12 protein-coding genes are annotated in these 14,288 nt (G+C 74.5%); 6 read left to right on the top strand and 6 right to left on the bottom strand.

Features of this window, described 5'->3' with window-relative positions; translation table 11 throughout:
- The first annotated feature begins 3 nt into the window (after positions 1-3).
- Complete coding sequence (locus tag AC29IT_RS24655) at positions 4-777, top strand: 3-oxoacyl-ACP reductase (RefSeq protein WP_488220260.1); 774 nt, start codon at positions 4-6, stop codon at positions 775-777.
- Here the strand turns inward: AC29IT_RS24655 and bioD are convergent.
- The 4 genes from bioD to bioB are packed head-to-tail and all read right to left on the bottom strand — an operon-like array spanning position 767 to position 4,921.
- The gene (gene bioD / locus AC29IT_RS24650) at positions 767-1,465 is read right to left on the bottom strand and encodes a dethiobiotin synthase (protein ID WP_358436755.1); all 699 of its coding nucleotides are present in this window, start codon (positions 1,463-1,465) and stop codon (positions 767-769) included. The two genes, AC29IT_RS24655 and bioD, sit on opposite strands and share 11 nt — an antisense overlap.
- Entirely contained in the window at positions 1,462-2,613 is a 1,152-nt protein-coding gene (locus AC29IT_RS24645) for an 8-amino-7-oxononanoate synthase (RefSeq protein WP_488220259.1), read from the bottom strand. The genes bioD and AC29IT_RS24645 overlap by 4 nt, the downstream gene beginning before the upstream one ends.
- The gene (locus AC29IT_RS24640; protein ID WP_488220258.1) at positions 2,610-3,869 is read right to left on the bottom strand and encodes an adenosylmethionine--8-amino-7-oxononanoate transaminase; all 1,260 of its coding nucleotides are present in this window, start codon (positions 3,867-3,869) and stop codon (positions 2,610-2,612) included. Before AC29IT_RS24640 ends, AC29IT_RS24645 begins: the two co-directional genes overlap by 4 nt.
- Positions 3,866-4,921, bottom strand: coding sequence for a biotin synthase BioB (gene bioB / locus AC29IT_RS24635; protein ID WP_488220257.1), 1,056 nt, complete (start codon positions 4,919-4,921; stop codon positions 3,866-3,868). Before bioB ends, AC29IT_RS24640 begins: the two co-directional genes overlap by 4 nt.
- A 92-nt stretch (positions 4,922-5,013) precedes the next feature.
- Here bioB and AC29IT_RS24630 point away from each other — a divergent pair, with 92 nt between their 5' ends.
- Positions 5,014-5,565, top strand: a complete 552-nt coding sequence (locus tag AC29IT_RS24630) for a TetR/AcrR family transcriptional regulator C-terminal domain-containing protein (RefSeq protein WP_358436744.1) — start codon at positions 5,014-5,016, stop codon at positions 5,563-5,565.
- Positions 5,566-5,871: 306 nt separating this feature from the next.
- Here AC29IT_RS24630 and AC29IT_RS24625 read toward each other — a convergent pair whose 3' ends face one another.
- Positions 5,872-6,675: a GNAT family N-acetyltransferase gene (locus tag AC29IT_RS24625; protein ID WP_358436741.1), complete on the bottom strand. Its 804-nt coding sequence runs from the start codon at positions 6,673-6,675 to the stop codon at positions 5,872-5,874.
- A 189-nt stretch (positions 6,676-6,864) separates the two neighbouring features.
- On the opposite strand from AC29IT_RS24625, the gene AC29IT_RS24620 reads away from it, so the two are divergent.
- Entirely contained in the window at positions 6,865-8,328 is a 1,464-nt protein-coding gene (locus AC29IT_RS24620; RefSeq protein WP_358436738.1) for an amidase, read from the top strand.
- Between the two features lie 107 nt (positions 8,329-8,435).
- Complete coding sequence (locus tag AC29IT_RS24615) at positions 8,436-9,758, top strand: cytochrome P450 (protein ID WP_358436736.1); 1,323 nt, start codon at positions 8,436-8,438, stop codon at positions 9,756-9,758.
- 392 nt (positions 9,759-10,150) lie between these two features.
- Here the strand turns inward: AC29IT_RS24615 and AC29IT_RS24610 are convergent, their stop codons facing one another.
- Positions 10,151-10,378 carry a twin-arginine translocase TatA/TatE family subunit gene (locus AC29IT_RS24610; protein ID WP_488220256.1) on the bottom strand — a complete coding sequence of 76 codons (228 nt, stop codon included), beginning with the start codon at positions 10,376-10,378 and terminating at the stop codon, positions 10,151-10,153.
- 190 nt (positions 10,379-10,568) lie between these two features.
- Between AC29IT_RS24610 and AC29IT_RS24605 the strand changes: the two genes are divergently transcribed.
- Both AC29IT_RS24605 and AC29IT_RS24600 read left to right on the top strand, forming a co-directional pair.
- Positions 10,569-12,113 carry an LCP family protein gene (locus AC29IT_RS24605; protein WP_488220255.1) on the top strand — a complete coding sequence of 515 codons (1,545 nt, stop codon included), beginning with the start codon at positions 10,569-10,571 and terminating at the stop codon, positions 12,111-12,113.
- A gap of 148 nt (positions 12,114-12,261) precedes the next feature.
- Positions 12,262-14,277: an MGH1-like glycoside hydrolase domain-containing protein gene (locus AC29IT_RS24600; protein ID WP_488220254.1), complete on the top strand. Its 2,016-nt coding sequence runs from the start codon at positions 12,262-12,264 to the stop codon at positions 14,275-14,277.
- The last annotated feature ends 11 nt before the right edge of the window (positions 14,278-14,288 follow it).

Genomic DNA, 14,288 nt, shown 5'->3' with positions numbered 1-14,288 from the left:
ACCATGCGCAGTGCGGGGATCGTCGACGGACCGGTGCTGATCACCGGCGGCGGACGCGGGCTCGGCGCGGCCCTGGTGCGGGCGTTCGCCGCCCAGGGCGCCCAGGTCGTGATCGACTACCGGTACAGCCGGGACGCCGCCGAGGAGCTCGCGGCGAGCATCGGCGCGGACCGGGCGCTGGCCGTGCAGGCCGACGTCACCGACGAACGGCAGGTCGCGGACCTGTTCGCGGCGTGCCGGGAGCACTTCGGCACGCCGGTGGCCACCGTGGTCAACAACGCGCTCGCCGACTTCTCCTTCAACGGCGACCAGCGCTCCCCGGCGGACCGCATCCGCTGGGACGAGTTCGCCGCCCAGTTCGGCGGCACCGTCCGCGGCGCGCTGCACACCGTGCAGGCCGCGCTGCCCGGGATGCGGGAGCGCGGCGCCGGGCGGGTCGTCAACATCGGCACCAACCTGTTCCAGCACCCCGTGGTGCCCTACCACGACTACACGGCGGGCAAGGCCGCGCTGCTGTCGCTGACCCGCACCCTCGCCGCCGACCTCGGGCCGGAGGGGATCCTGGTGAACATGGTCTCCGGCGGGTTGCTGCGCACCACCGACGCCAGCGCCGCCACCCCCGAGGCCGTCTTCGACGGGATCGCCGCGGGCACCCCGCTGCGGCGGGTCGTCACCCCGGAGGAGTTCGCCGACGCGGTGCTGTTCTTCGCCTCCCCGTGGTCTCGGGCGGTCACCGGCCAGAACCTCGTCGTCGACGGCGGTCTCGTCAACGGGTGACGTCGCACCGACCTCGGGAGTCGGGGGCGGGTTCCCCGGTGAACCAGGCGGGGGCGAGGTGGCGGAAGCGGTCGGGCGGGAGGTTCCCGGCTCCCGCGGGGAGGGCGCCGAACACGGGCGCTCCGGTGACGCGGGGGAGTTCGGCGAGGTTGCACCGCTCGGCCTGGTCGAGCTCGGCCGGGACCGAACCGAGCACCAGTCCCGGTTCCAGGCCGCGGGAGCGCAGCGCGCCGACCGCCAGCTCGGTGTGGTTGAGCGTGCCCAGGCCCAGCCCGGTCACCAGCACCACCCGCACCGGGTGGTCCCGGGCGAGGTCCACGGCCAGGTCCAGCACCGTCCCGCCCGCCGTGTCGAGGCGCACCAGCACTCCGCCGGCCCCTTCCACGAGCACCGGGTCGTGCCCGCGGGCGAGCTCGCGGATGCGGGCGGCGTGCGCGGCGACCGGCGGGATCTCGACGCCGCGCAACCGGGCCGCGGTGTCCGGCGCGAGCGGGTCCGCCAGCCGCACGAGTTCGGCGACCGCGCACCCGGCGAGCGCCCGCACCACGTCCACGTCGGGCCGGTCGGTCCCGACGCCGGTCTGCGCGGGCTTCACCACGAGCGCCTGCGGCCCGGCGCGGACCGCGAGCGCCGCGGTCGCCACGGTCTTGCCGACCCCGGTGCCGGTACCGGTCACGACGGTGATCACGCGGTCCACCGCCCTGCCGCGCGCTGCTCGCCGACGACCCGCGCGAGCACGTCGAGCGCCCGCGACCAGTCCGCCTCGCCGAGCCCGGCCGAAGTGGTGGCGCGCAGCCGGGACACCCCGTCCGGCACCGACGGCGGCCGGAAGCACCCGACCCGGACCCCGGCGGCCAGCACCGCGGCCTGCGCGGCGAGCGCGGACCGCGGCGACGGCATCGGCACCGACAGCACCGCGCCCGCCGACTCCGGCACGCCGAGCCGTGCGGCCAGTGCCGCCCCGCGCTCGTGGATCCGCGCGGGCAGCCCGGGATTCCGCCGCAGCAACCGCAGCGCGGCCAGCGCGCCCGCCGCCGGTGCCGGGGCCAGTGCGGTGTCGAAGACGAACGGGCGCGCCCGGTTGACCAGGTGGTCGATCAGCGCCGCCGAGCCGAGCACCGCGCCGCCCATCGCGCCGAACGATTTCGACAGCGTCGCGGTCACCACCACGTGCGGATGCCCGGCCAGCCCGCGCGCGTGCACGAGCCCGCGCCCGCCGTGCCCGGCGACGCCGAGCCCGTGCGCCTCGTCGACGACGAGCAGCGCGTCGTGCTCGGCGCACACCGCCGCCAGCTCCGGCAGCGGTGCCGCGTCCCCGAGCACCGAGAAGATCGACTCGGTGAGCACCAGCGCCCGTCGCCCGCCCGCCGCGGCCAGCGCCGCGCGGACCGCGGCCACGTCGTGGTGCGGGACCACCTCGATCGCCGCCCGGGACAGCCGCGCCGCGTCGATCAGCGAGGCGTGCGCGTGCGCGTCGGAGACGATCAGCGCGTCCTTCCCGGCCAGCGCGGTGACCGCGGCCAGGTTCGCCTGGTAGCCGGTGGAGAGCACCAGCGCCGACTCCCGGCCCGCGAACCCGGCGAGCTCCCGCTCCAGTTCGGCGTGCAGCGTCGTGGTGCCGGTGACCAGCCGCGAGGCGCCCGCACCGGCACCCCACTCCCAGCCGGCCGCGGCGGCGGCACGCCGCACCTCCGGGTGGCGGCGCAACCCGAGGTAGTCGTTGCCCGCGAGGTCCAGCAGCTCCTCGTCGGCCGCCCGCGGCCGCAGCTCGCGCTGCAACCCAGCGCGTTCCCGCTCGGCCCGCTGCGCGGCGAGCCAGCCGTCCCAGCCGCTCATCCCGCCTCCGCCGCGGCGGCGATGGCGGCGCACACGGCCGCGATGTCCGCGTCGTCGCACACGTACGGCGGCATCGTGTAGATCAGGTCGCGGAACGGCCGCAGCCACACCCCGTGCGCCAGCGCCGCCTCGGTCGCCCGCGCCACGTCCACCTGGTGGTCGAGCCGCACCACCCCGACCGCGCCGAGCACCCGGACCTCGGCGGCCGGAATCCGGTGTAGCACCTGCAATCCCGCGCCGATCCGCCGCACCTGCGCCGCCCAGTCCGAAGTGGACAGCAGGTCCAGGGAGGCGCAGGCGACCGCGCACGCCAGCGGATTCCCCATGAACGTCGGGCCGTGCAGCAGCGCACCCGACTCGGACGCGGACACGCCCCGCGCGACCTCGGTGCTGCACACCGCCGCGGCCAGCGACAGGTAGCCGCCGGTGAGCGCCTTGCCGACGCACATCACGTCCGGGCGCACCCCGGCGGCGTCGGCGGCGAAGAAGTGCCCGGTGCGGCCGAACCCGGTGGCGATCTCGTCGAAGATCAGCACGAGCCCGTGCTCGTCGGCGACCTCGCGGAACACCCGCAGGCAGGCGGGGGAGTACGGCCGCATCCCGCCCGCGCCCTGCAACAGCGGTTCGACGACGAGCCCGGCGAGCCGGTCGGCGTGCTCGGCGGCGAGCGCCCGGAACCGCTGCGCCCACGCCGGAACCTCGGCGTCGTGCTCCGGTGGCAGGTCGCCGAACACCTGCGGCGGCAGCAGCCCGGACCACATCGAGTGCATGCCGCCCACCGGATCGCACACGCTCATGCAGTCGAAGGTGTCGCCGTGGTAACCGCCGCGGACGGTGAGGAACCGGTTCCGGGCGGGCCGGCCGGTGCCGCGCTGGTGCTGCAACGCCATCTTCATCGCCACTTCCACCGCCACCGAACCGGAATCGGCGAGGAAGACGTGGTCGAGCCCGGTGAGCTCCACGAGCCGCCCGGCGAGTTCGACCGCCGGTTCGTGGGTGAGGCCGCCGAACATGACGTGCGACATCCGGTCGACCTGCCTGCGCACCGCCTCGTCCAGCACCGGGTGCCGGTAGCCGTGCACCGCCGACCACCAGGAGGACATCCCGTCCACCACCGGCCCGATCCCGTCCAGGGTGATCCTGCTGCCGGCCGCGCCGGTGACCAGCCGTGCCGGCGCCGGATCGGTCATCGACGAGTACGGGTGCCACAGCTGCGCCCGGTCCCGCCGGAGCAGCGCGCCGCCGTCCGCGGTCACGCGTTCGGCAGCACGTCGGTGCCCGCGCCGCGGCGGCGGATCGCGGGTTCGGCCCGCTGCGCGAGGTCCTGCTCGGACCCGAGGACCACGAAGCCGCCGTCGCGGATCAGCTCCAGGTCCCGCTCGGCCTCCTGCCCCTCGGAGGTCAGGTAGTCGCCGAGGAAGATCGAGTTCGCCAGGTGCAGCGCGATCGACTGCACCGACCGCAGGTGCAGCTCGCGGCCGCCGGCGATGCGGATCTCCCGGTCCGGGCAGACGAACCGCGCCATCGCCAGCACCAGCAGGCAGCGGGTGGGGGTGAGGTCCCAGGTGTGCTGGAACGGGGTGCCGTCGAACGGGATCAGGAAGTTCACCGGGATCGAGTCGGAATCCAGCTCGCGCAGCGCGAACAGCGCTTCCACCAGCTGCTCGTCCGTCTCGCCGAGCCCGGCGATGAGCCCGGAGCAGGGGGAGAGCCCGGCGTCCTTCGCGCGCTGCACGGTGTCCACCCGGTCCGCGTAGGTGTGGGTCTGCACGATCTCGGCGTGGTGGCTCTCGGCGGTGTTGATGTTGTGGTTGTAGGCGTCGACCCCGGCGTCCTTGAGCCGCTGCGCCTGACCGTCCTTGAGCAGTCCGAGGCAGGCGCAGACCTCCACGTCCGGGTGCTGCCGCTTCAGCGCGCCCGCCAGGTCGGCGACCTTGTCGACGTCCCGGTCGGAGGGACCGCGTCCGGAGGCGACCAGGCACACCCGGCAGGCCCCGCCGTGCAGGCCCGCCGCGGCCTGGTCGAGCGCGGCGTCCTGGGACAGCCAGGAGTACTTGAGGATGGGGGCGCTGGAGCCGAGCGCCTGCGAGCAGTAGTTGCAGTTCTCCGGGCACAGCCCCGATTTCAGGTTCACCAGGTAGTTGACCTTCACGGTGTTGCCGAAGTGCGCGCGGCGCAGCCGGCCCGCCGCGGCCACCACGTGCAGCAGCTCGGCGTCGGCGGCGCGCAGCACCGCGAGCGCGTCGTCGGGGTCGGCCGGGCTGCCCGCGAGGATCGCGTCGGCGAGCCGGTCGAAGTCGCTGGTCATCGTTGCTCCAGAGGTCGGCGACCTGAACACCGTTCAGGTGAACGGCGTTCAGGTTAAACTGGAGGTGCCGGACCGTCAACGGGAGGAACCACGTGCGCTACCACCGCGGCGACGTCATCGACCGCGCCCTCGCGGTCCTGGACGACTACGGGCTCGAATCGCTGACCATGCGGCGGCTGGCCGCCGAACTCGGCGTGCAGCCCAGCGCGCTCTACCACCACGTGCCGAACAAGCAGTCGTTGCTGGCCGCCGTCGCCGACGAGATCGTGCGCCGCGGGCGGCGGCCGCACCGCGCCCGCGAGTGGGACGCCCGGGTGGTGGAGATCTGCACCGAACTGCGCGACGCGATGCTCGCCTACCGCGACGGCGCCGAAGTCGTCGCCACCGCCCACACCTTCGGCCTCGGCGAGGACGAACCGGCGGGCAGGCTGCGGGCCGCGCTCACCGACGGGGGACTGCCCGCCGAACTGGTCGACGTCGCCACCCGCACCTTCCTGCACCTCGTGTTCGGCCACACCAACGAGGAGCAGACCGCGCTGCAAGCCGCCAGCGCGGGCGCCATCGACCGCGAACCCGGCGGGCACGCCGACTTCGAGCAGAGCCTCGACCTCGTCCTCGACGGCCTCCGCGCCCGGGTCGACTGATCTGGAGTTCCTTAGTGGTGCTCGGTTCGCGTAGCACCGGGGTGGCGGAACCGCACTGCCCGTCCCTGAACCTGCCCGGCGGGTCGTGTCGGTTTCCTGTCAGCGGCGGAGCCGCTGAGCCGACGACCACCTGAGACACCGGCACCGCCGCGGGTTCTCAGCGGCTTCCTCGCGAGGACAGCGATGTCGCCGTGTGTTGGACATACATCAGACATCGATCCCGCAGCGAGGAAGTCGCTGAGGTTCCGCCACCCGAGCACTACGCGGCAGAAGTAGCGAGACAGGCAGTGTCGCGGGCGATCCGGCTCAGGGGCGCAGGGCGTAGAAGTGGATCGGGGTGTTCGGGACGAAGCCGATGCGCGGGTAGACGGGGGCGCCCGCTGCGGTGGCGTGCAGGGTCGCACGGGTGAGGCCGGTGGCGCGGGCGCCCTCGTGCAGCGCCTTGCGCGTGACCGCCTCGCCGAAGCCCTGCCGCTCCTGCTCCGGATCGGTGGCCACCAGCACCACGAACAGCCTGCCCGCGCACGGGACGGTCGCGGCCGCCGTCACCGGTACGCCGTCCCGCAACCCGAGGTAGGCGTGCACGTCGGTGCGCCACAGCCGCGAACCGGCCAGCCCGTCCCGGCCGTCGGCGAGCGGGAAGCCGTAGGCGCGGGAGTTCAGGTCCGCGTAGGCCAGCAGCTGCTCCTCGGTGCGGACCCGCACGAACTCCAGCAGCGGGTGCTCGGGGTCCGGCAGCGGCAGGACGTCGCCCGCCATGCCGGCGCCGGAGAACGCCAGGTCCAGCCCGGCGCGCTCGGCGGCCGCGGGCAGCTCGGCGCGGGCCGCCGGGTCCAGCAGGTCCTCGAACAGCCACAGGAACCCGGTGCCCTGCTTCTCCCGCATGATCGCCGCGGCCTGCGCCAGCCGCTCCGGGAGCAGGTCCGCGCCGAGGCCGTGCTCGGTCAAGGTGACGCAGTTCCAGAACGCGAACCGCGACTCCGCCCAGCGCACCGCCACACCCGGCAGGTCGCGCACGTCGGCGGCCGGGTCGGCGTCGAGCACCAGGGTGCGCCAGCCGCCGGTCAGCTGGTGCAGGGATTCCACCGCTGCCGCGTCGATCGCCGTCATCGTCCGCACCTCCCGTTCGGGGCACACCTGGTGATCTCATCGTAGCAATGCGTGATCAGCTGGAAGGCGGGTTCGGCTGGGCCTTCCGTGGGTTCCGCAGGTCCGTCCCACGCGGCCGACCTGCGCGGCGGGGCGGCGTGGCAGGGTGATCGACGACGGGAATTCCTCGACTGCGGCGGGAGTGTCGGCATGGCGGAAGCGGTGCGGGAAGATCTGCGCGACGGCGAGCTCACCTGGCTGGACGCCACCGCGCAGGCCGAGCTGGTCCGCCGCGGCGAGGTGTCTCCGCGGGAACTCGTCGAAGCCGCCGTGGACCGCATCGAGCGCGTCGACGGCGAGCTCAACTCGGTGATCACCCCGCTGTTCGAGAAGGCGCTGGCGCAGGCCGCCGACCCGGACCTGCCCGCCGGGCCGTTCCGCGGCGTGCCGATGCTGCTCAAGGACGCCGTCTGCCACTCGGCGGGCGACCCGCTGCACGCCGGGCTCCGGGTGCTGCGCGACGCGGGATGGGTCGAGCAGGAGGACTCGCACCTGGCGGCCCGGTTCCGCGCCGCCGGATTCGTGTTCTGCGGCAAGACGAACCTGTCCGAACTGGCCATGAGCATCACCACCGAACCGCTCGCGCACGGGCCGACGCGCAACCCCTGGAACCCGGCGCATTCGCCGGGCGGTTCCAGCGGTGGCGCGGCCGCCGCCGTCGCCGCCGGGCTCGTCCCCGTCGCGCACGCCAACGACATGGCCGGATCGATCCGCATCCCGGCGAGCAGCTGCGGGCTCGTCGGGCTGAAGCCGACCAGGGCCCGCACCTCCCTCGGCCCCGGCCACGGCGAGTACTGGGGTCCGGTGACGCACGAGCACGTGCTCACCCGCTCGGTGCGGGACACGGCCGCGGTGCTCGACGCGATCGCCGGGATGGCGCCCGGCGATCCGTACACCGCGCCACCGCCCGCCCGGCCGTACCGCGACGAGGTCCAGGCCGAGCCCGGCGCGCTGCGCATCGGCTTCCGCACCGAACGGCCCGGCGGCGGACCGGTGCACCCGGACTGCGCGGCCGCCGTCGACGGGGCCGCCCGGTCGCTGGCCGAGCTCGGCCACCACGTGGCGCCCACCGCGGCCGCCCCGCTGGACGACGCCGAGCCGATGGCCTCGATGGCGACCGTGTTCGGCGCCACCGCCGCCTGGGAGCTGGAGCGCTGGTCGCAGCGCCTCGGCAGGCGCATCGAGCTGACCGAGCTGGAGCCGATGACCGCGCTGCTAGCCGAGCAGGGCGCCGCGGTGACCGCCGCGCAGTGGCTCGCGGGCATGGCCTCCGCGCAGGCCTGGTCCCGCAGGCTCGCCGCGCTGTGGGAGGACGAGTTCGACGTGCTGCTCGTGCCCACCCTGCCGGAACCGCCCGCCCCGCTCGGCCTGCTCGCACCCGAGCAGGACCCGCTGGTGCTGCTCGCGGAGACCGCCGCGCGCATCGCGTTCACCGCGCCGTTCAACCTCACCGGGCAGCCCGCGATCTCGCTGCCGCTGCACCGCGCCGACGGCCTGCCGATCGGCGTGCAGCTCGTCGCCGCCTACGGGCGGGAAGACGTGCTGATCCGGCTCGCCGCCCAGCTGGAGCGGGCGGTGCCGTGGTCGGACGCGCGGCCGCCGATTTCCGCGTAGCCGCGCGTGATCGCGCTCCGCGTACCGTGGTCGGTGGTTCCGGAACCGGCGCGGTCCGCAGTCCGCGCCGCCGGAACCGGGCGCTCCCGAGCGACGAGAGGACCTCGATGACCACCACCGGCGACCGGACCTCCACCCCCGACACCGACGACTCCGCCGTCTCGACCGACGTGCTGATCCGGCGCCCGCTGCCACCGGAGCTCATGGCGCGCGGTACCGACCCGTTCGCCCCGCCACCCGGCCTCGACGAGGTGCGGGCGCAGGGCCCGGTGGCGGGCGTGCGGCTGCGCAACGGCGCGCACCTGTGGATGGTCACCGGGTTCGCCGAATCGAAGGCGCTGCTCACCGACGAGCGGTTCAGCGCCGACACCCACCGCCACCCCAACGCCATGCAGCTCGACCCCGAGCAGGTGGTGGCCCACCAGGCCGCCGTCGCCGCGGGCACCGGCGGCTGCCCGGTCACCGACCGGCCGTCCACCAGCGGCCGGTTCATCTTCATGGACCCGCCCGAGCACACCCGGCTGCGCAAGCTGCTCGTCGGCCAGTTCACCGTGCGGCGGATGCGGGCGCTCGAAGCCAGGGTGCGGGAGATCGCCGTCGAGCACGTCGAGGCGATGCGGGCCGCGGGCGCCCCGGCCGACCTGGTGGCCGACTTCGCGCTGCCGCTGCCCTCGCTGGTGATCTGCGAACTGCTCGGCGTCGCCCCCGCCGACCGCGACGGGTTCCAGGACCGCACCGCCGTGCTGGTGAACCTGGACGCGGACGAGGCCACCCGGTTGCGGGCCTACGCCGAGCAGGACGAGTTCATGCGCGGCCTCGTCGCGGACAAGCGGGCCCACCCCACCGACGACCTGATCTCCGGGCTGGTGCACGGCGACGCGGACCCGGCGCTGACCGACCGGGAGCTGGTCGACATCGCCTCGATGCTGCTCGGCGCGGGGCACGAGACCACCGCGAACATGCTCGCTCTCGGCACCTTCGCGCTGCTGGAGCACCCGGACCAGCTCGCGGCGCTGCGCGCGGAACCCGGCCTGATCGACACCGCGGTGGAGGAGCTGCTGCGCTACCTGTCCGTGGTGCACACCGGGCCGGTGCGGGTCGCGGTGCAGGACGTCGAGCTGGGCGGGGTCACCGTCCGCGCCGGGGACACCGTGATGGTGTCGCTGCCCGAAGTGGACCGGGACCCCGGCCGCTGGCCCGAACCGGACCGGCTGGACGTGCGGCGCACCCGCAACCACCACTTGGCGTTCGGGCACGGCGTGCACCAGTGCCTGGGGCAGCAGCTGGCGCGGGTGGAACTGCGCATCGGGCTGGCGGAACTGCTGGCGCGGCTGCCCGGGCTGCGGCTGGCCGTCCCGCCCGCGGAGGTCGGGCTGCGCACCGAGATGGTCATCTACGGGGTGCACTCGCTGCCGGTGGCCTGGGACTGACGGGCGGTCGTGCCGCCCGGGCGCGTGCGGTGCGGCTCCGGGTGCGGCGCGGCTGGTGGTGCGGCGGCGGCGAGGTCGGTGGTGCGGACGGCTCGCGGCGAGGACCGGTCCGCCCGACCCGGCCCGCTCGGGCGTCCGTCCGCCGAGTCTCAGGTCCGCTGAGGCTCAAGTCCGCCGAGCATCCGATCCGCCCGACGTCCGGCCCGTCGGGGAGCATTGTCCACCCGGGTGCCTGGTCAGCCCGGGTGCCTGGTCCTTCGGGGATCATGGTCCGCCCGGGCGTCCGGCCCGCCGGGGCGCCCGGTCCGACCGGGCGCCTGCTCCGCCGAGCCCTGCTCCGCCGAGCCCTGCTCCGCCGAGCCCTGGTTCGCCGAGTCCTGCCCTGCCGAGTGCTAGCCCGCCGAGCTCTGCCCCGCCGAGCTCTGCCCCGCCCGGCTCGTCGATCCGTGCTCGCTTCCCGCGGTCGGCCGGGCGTCCTCCTTCATGCCGCGCGCCTCCGCTTTGAGCACTCGCGCGGACTGGCCCAGCGAACGGGCCATCTCCGGCAGCTTGCTGGAGCCGAACAGCAGCACCAGCACGCCCGCGATGAGCACCAGCTCCCATCCACCCGGCATGCTCATGGTCTCGTCCCTCTCGTCGTCGCGTTCCCCCGATCCGGTCTCCCACAGTGGCACACCGCCGGCCGCGCACCGCGCTCACCTCGGCGGGCCGCCGGGAACGCCCGAGTACTCTGGCGCTCGTCGTGCGGGCCTGCTTCCCGCGGGCAGCGGAAGCAGCGGCCCGGCTCCGGGCGCGGGGTGAGGAGAGCGCGTGGTCGGCGACGGTGGTTCGAAGTCCGGCCGCACCATCCGGTTCCGCGGTGATCTCGCCGATGCCGAGCAGGTCCTCCCGATGCCGCCGACCGGGCCGCCGGTCCGGCGCCGCGGCTCGCGGGCGCTGCGCGCGGCGGGGCGCACCCTGGTGGCGCTCGTCTCGACGCTGGTGCTGCTGGTGACCGGTTACGGCTGGAACACCCTCGGCGCGCTCCGCGGCGGGCTGGCGACCAGCGACGTGACGGCGGGGGCCAAGGCGGACGGCTCGCTGGACGTCCTGCTGGTCGGCTTGGACGGCCGGACCGACGCGCACGGCGATCCGTTGCCGCCGGAGGTGCTGCGCGAGCTGCACACCGAGGACAGCGGTTCCAGCCTCACCGACACGCTGATCCTGCTGCACGTGCCCGCGGACCGGTCGCGGGCGGTGGCGTACTCGCTGCCGCGCGATTCGTACGTGGACGTGCCGGGCCACGGCCACCACAAGATCAATTCTGCGTACGGGCGGGGCAAGGCGGCGGAGCGGAAGCGGTTGGAGGCCCAGGGCGTCACCGATCCCGCGGTGCTGGAGCGCGGTTCCGCCGACGGCGGCCGCAAGCTGCTGGTGCGGACCGTGCAGCAGCTCACCGGCGTCGACGTGGACCACTACGCCGAGGTGAACCTGCTGGGCTTCTACCAGCTCACCAAGGCGATCGGCGGCGTCGAGGTCTGCTTGAACGACGCGGTGGACGACCCGTACTCGGGGGCCCGCTTCGCCGCCGGGCGCCAGCGCATCTCCGGCGGGGACGCGCTGGCCTTCGTGCGCCAGCGGCACGGGCTGCTGCGCGGCGACCTGGACCGGGTGCAGCGGCAGCAGGCGTTCCTGGCGGGGCTGGCCCGCGCGATGCTCGCCACCGGGACGCTGGCGAACCCGGCGAAGCTGGACCGGATCTTCACGGCGGTGGAGCAGTCCGTGGTGCTCGACGAGGGCTGGGATCCGCTGGCCTTCGCCGCGGACCTGCGCGGTCTCGCGGGCGGCGACATCACCTTCGGCACCATCCCCGTGGAGGACCCCGAGCACGACACGCCCGACGGGCAGGCCGTGCAGGTCAACCCGCACAAGGTGCAGCTGACCATCGGCCGGGTCAACGACGGGCTGCCCGCCGCGCCGCCGCGCCCCGTCGCGCTGGAGAGCGCCGTGGCCGACGTGCTCAACGGCACCGACACCGGCGGCATGGCCGGTCGCGTGCAGGCCGAGCTCGGCGCCGAGGACATCGCCGTCGGCGAGGTCGCGGACGGGCCGCTCACCGCCACCTCGCGGGTCACCCACCATCCGGACGACGCCGAGGTGGCGGCGTTCATCGCCGAACACCTCGGCGGCCTGGCGACCGCGGCCGATCCGGCGCAGCCGCGCGGGCACGTGCAGGTGCTGCTGGGCGCGGACTACGACGATCCGAACGTCGGCGAACTCGCCCCGGCCCCGCTGATCCGCCTCGACGGCCACCAGGTGCAGCGCTCCGGCGCCGCGGACGTGATCACCGCGGACGGCATCCCCTGCATCAACTGAGCGCTCCGGGTGGCCCCGTCCGGCTGCGGCCGGACGGGTGATCGGGAGCTGCTTCGAGAAGTCGCCGGGCGGGGGACATCCGGCGGGTGATTCGGTATGAAGCGGTGGTCGGTGCGCCGAGGCACCGCTGCGACGCAGGGGGGCGGACGTGGTCCGACGGAGGCTGGGCACCGCGCTGATCGCCGGGACGTTACTGGCCGGGCTGCTGCCGGGCGGCGCCGCGGCCGAGCCGCGGGCGGGCGGGCTGATCGACCGGGACGAGAAGCTCGCGGGGTACGTCGACCCCGGCTGGTACCGGGACAACGTCCCGTTCGTGGACCTGCCGGACGCGGCGGTCGAGGACACCTACTACTACCGCTGGCGCACCTTCAAGGAGGCGCTGAAGTACACCGGCCCGGACGACGGCTGGATCGTCTCCGAATTCCTCGGCCCCGTCGGCTATTCCGCGCCGGGCGGCGGGATCTCCGCCGCCGCGGGGCACCACGTCTACGAGGGCCGGTGGCTGCGCGACACCCGCTACTTGGACGACTACCTCGACTACTGGCTCTCCGGCAGCGGTGCCGGGCCGAAGCCCGCGACCGAGGAGCTGAACCCGAACACGACCGACTGGGCGCACCAGTACTCGTTCTGGATCGCCGACGCCGTCGTCGCCCGCGCCTCCGTCGACGGGCGCTGGGACCGCGCCGCCGCGGAGCTGCCCGCGCTGGAGGAGCAGTGGCACGGCTGGGACCCGCAGTTCGACGCGGATCTCGGGCTGTACTGGCAGACCCCGGTGTGGGACGCGATGGAGTACACCGCGAGCTCCTACCAGAGCGATGACCCGTACCACGGCGGCGAAGGCTTCCGGCCGACGCTGAACGCCTACCAGTACGGCGATGCGAAGGCGATCGCGAGCCTGCTGCGCCGCACCGGGGATGACGCCGGAGCCGCGGACTACGAGCGCCGCGCCGACCAGCTCAAGTCCACTGTGGACGAGAAGCTGCTGGACGACGGCTTCTACAAGCACGTGATGCGCGACGGGAACCCGGACCGCACCCCGATCGCGGACCGCGAGCAGATGGGCTTCGTGCCCTGGTACTTCGGCATGGCCGGGCCGGAGCGCGCCGGCGCGTGGGACCAGCTGACCGACCCGGAGGGCTTCGCCGCCGCGCACGGACCGACCACTGTGGAGCGACGCAGCCCCTGGTACTTGCACGAGGCCGAGGAGGGCTGCTGCCGCTGGTCCGGGCCGAGCTGGCCGTACGCGACCAGCCAGACGCTGACCGCGCTGGCGAAGCTGCTCGACGAGCAGCCCGCGCAGCAGCACGTGGACCGGCAGGACTACTACGAGCTGCTGCGCGGCTACGCGCTCACCCAGCGCAAGGACGGCGAGCCCTACGTCGCCGAAGCGCACCACCCCGACGAGGACCGGTGGCTGTACGACTCGCCCGGACACAGCGAGGACTACAACCACTCCACCTACACCGACCTGGTGCTGTCCGGGCTGCTCGGCATCCGCCCGCAGCAGGACGACACCGTGCGGATCGCCCCGCTCGTCCCCGGCGACTGGGACCACTTCGCGGTGGAGGACGTCGCGTACCACGGGCACGACCTGAGCGTGGTGTGGGACCGGGACGGCCGGCACTACGGCGCGGGCGCCGGGCTGCGCGTGCTCGTCGACGGCGCCGAGGTGCACCGGCAGGACGACCTGGCTCCGGTGCGGCTGCCGATCGCGGGCCGGGCGCCGGACCTCCCGGAGCAGGTCGACGACCTGGTCAACGCGGACGGCGAGGGGTTCCCGACGGCCACCGCCACCTACTCCGGGGAGGGCGACGAACCGGGTGAGGCGATCGACGGGCAGGACTTCCACCTCGACCGGCCCGGCACCCGGTGGACGAACCACGGCAGCCCGAACGCCATCGACCACCTGCAGGTCGAGACGGCCGAGCCGATCGACGTCTCGGACGTGCGGATCTCGTTCTACGACGACGGCGGCGAGGTGCGCACCCCCGACTCGTACCGGATGCAGTACCGGCGCGGCGCGGAGTGGGTGGACCTGCCGACGAGCCCGCCGGTGCGGCCGGACCCGCCGGTGCGCACCGACGCGTTGCGGATCACCCCGGAGCGCGCGGACGGCGGAGCCGTCGGCATCACCGAGCTCCAGTCCTGGCGCACCACCACCTGAGGTGAATGGCC

The organism is Saccharopolyspora sp. MMCC62 (assembly GCF_057736575.1).
The sequence above is the reverse complement of the archived record's forward strand: the minus strand, read 5'-3'. Positions and strand labels throughout refer to the sequence as shown.

What these genes read in the sequence shown, in the direction of transcription:
- bioB (WP_488220257.1), bottom strand. Translation starts at nt 4,921, where the DNA reads ATGACCAGCGACTTCGACCGGCTCGCCGACGCGATCCTCGCGGGCAGC.
- AC29IT_RS24610 (WP_488220256.1), bottom strand. Translation starts at nt 10,378, where the DNA reads ATGAGCATGCCGGGTGGATGGGAGCTGGTGCTCATCGCGGGCGTGCTG.
- AC29IT_RS24615 (WP_358436736.1), top strand. Translation starts at nt 8,436, where the DNA reads ATGACCACCACCGGCGACCGGACCTCCACCCCCGACACCGACGACTCC.
- AC29IT_RS24625 (WP_358436741.1), bottom strand. Translation starts at nt 6,675, where the DNA reads ATGACGGCGATCGACGCGGCAGCGGTGGAATCCCTGCACCAGCTGACC.
- AC29IT_RS24620 (WP_358436738.1), top strand. Translation starts at nt 6,865, where the DNA reads ATGGCGGAAGCGGTGCGGGAAGATCTGCGCGACGGCGAGCTCACCTGG.
- AC29IT_RS24655 (WP_488220260.1), top strand. Translation starts at nt 4, where the DNA reads ATGCGCAGTGCGGGGATCGTCGACGGACCGGTGCTGATCACCGGCGGC.
- AC29IT_RS24645 (WP_488220259.1), bottom strand. Translation starts at nt 2,613, where the DNA reads ATGAGCGGCTGGGACGGCTGGCTCGCCGCGCAGCGGGCCGAGCGGGAA.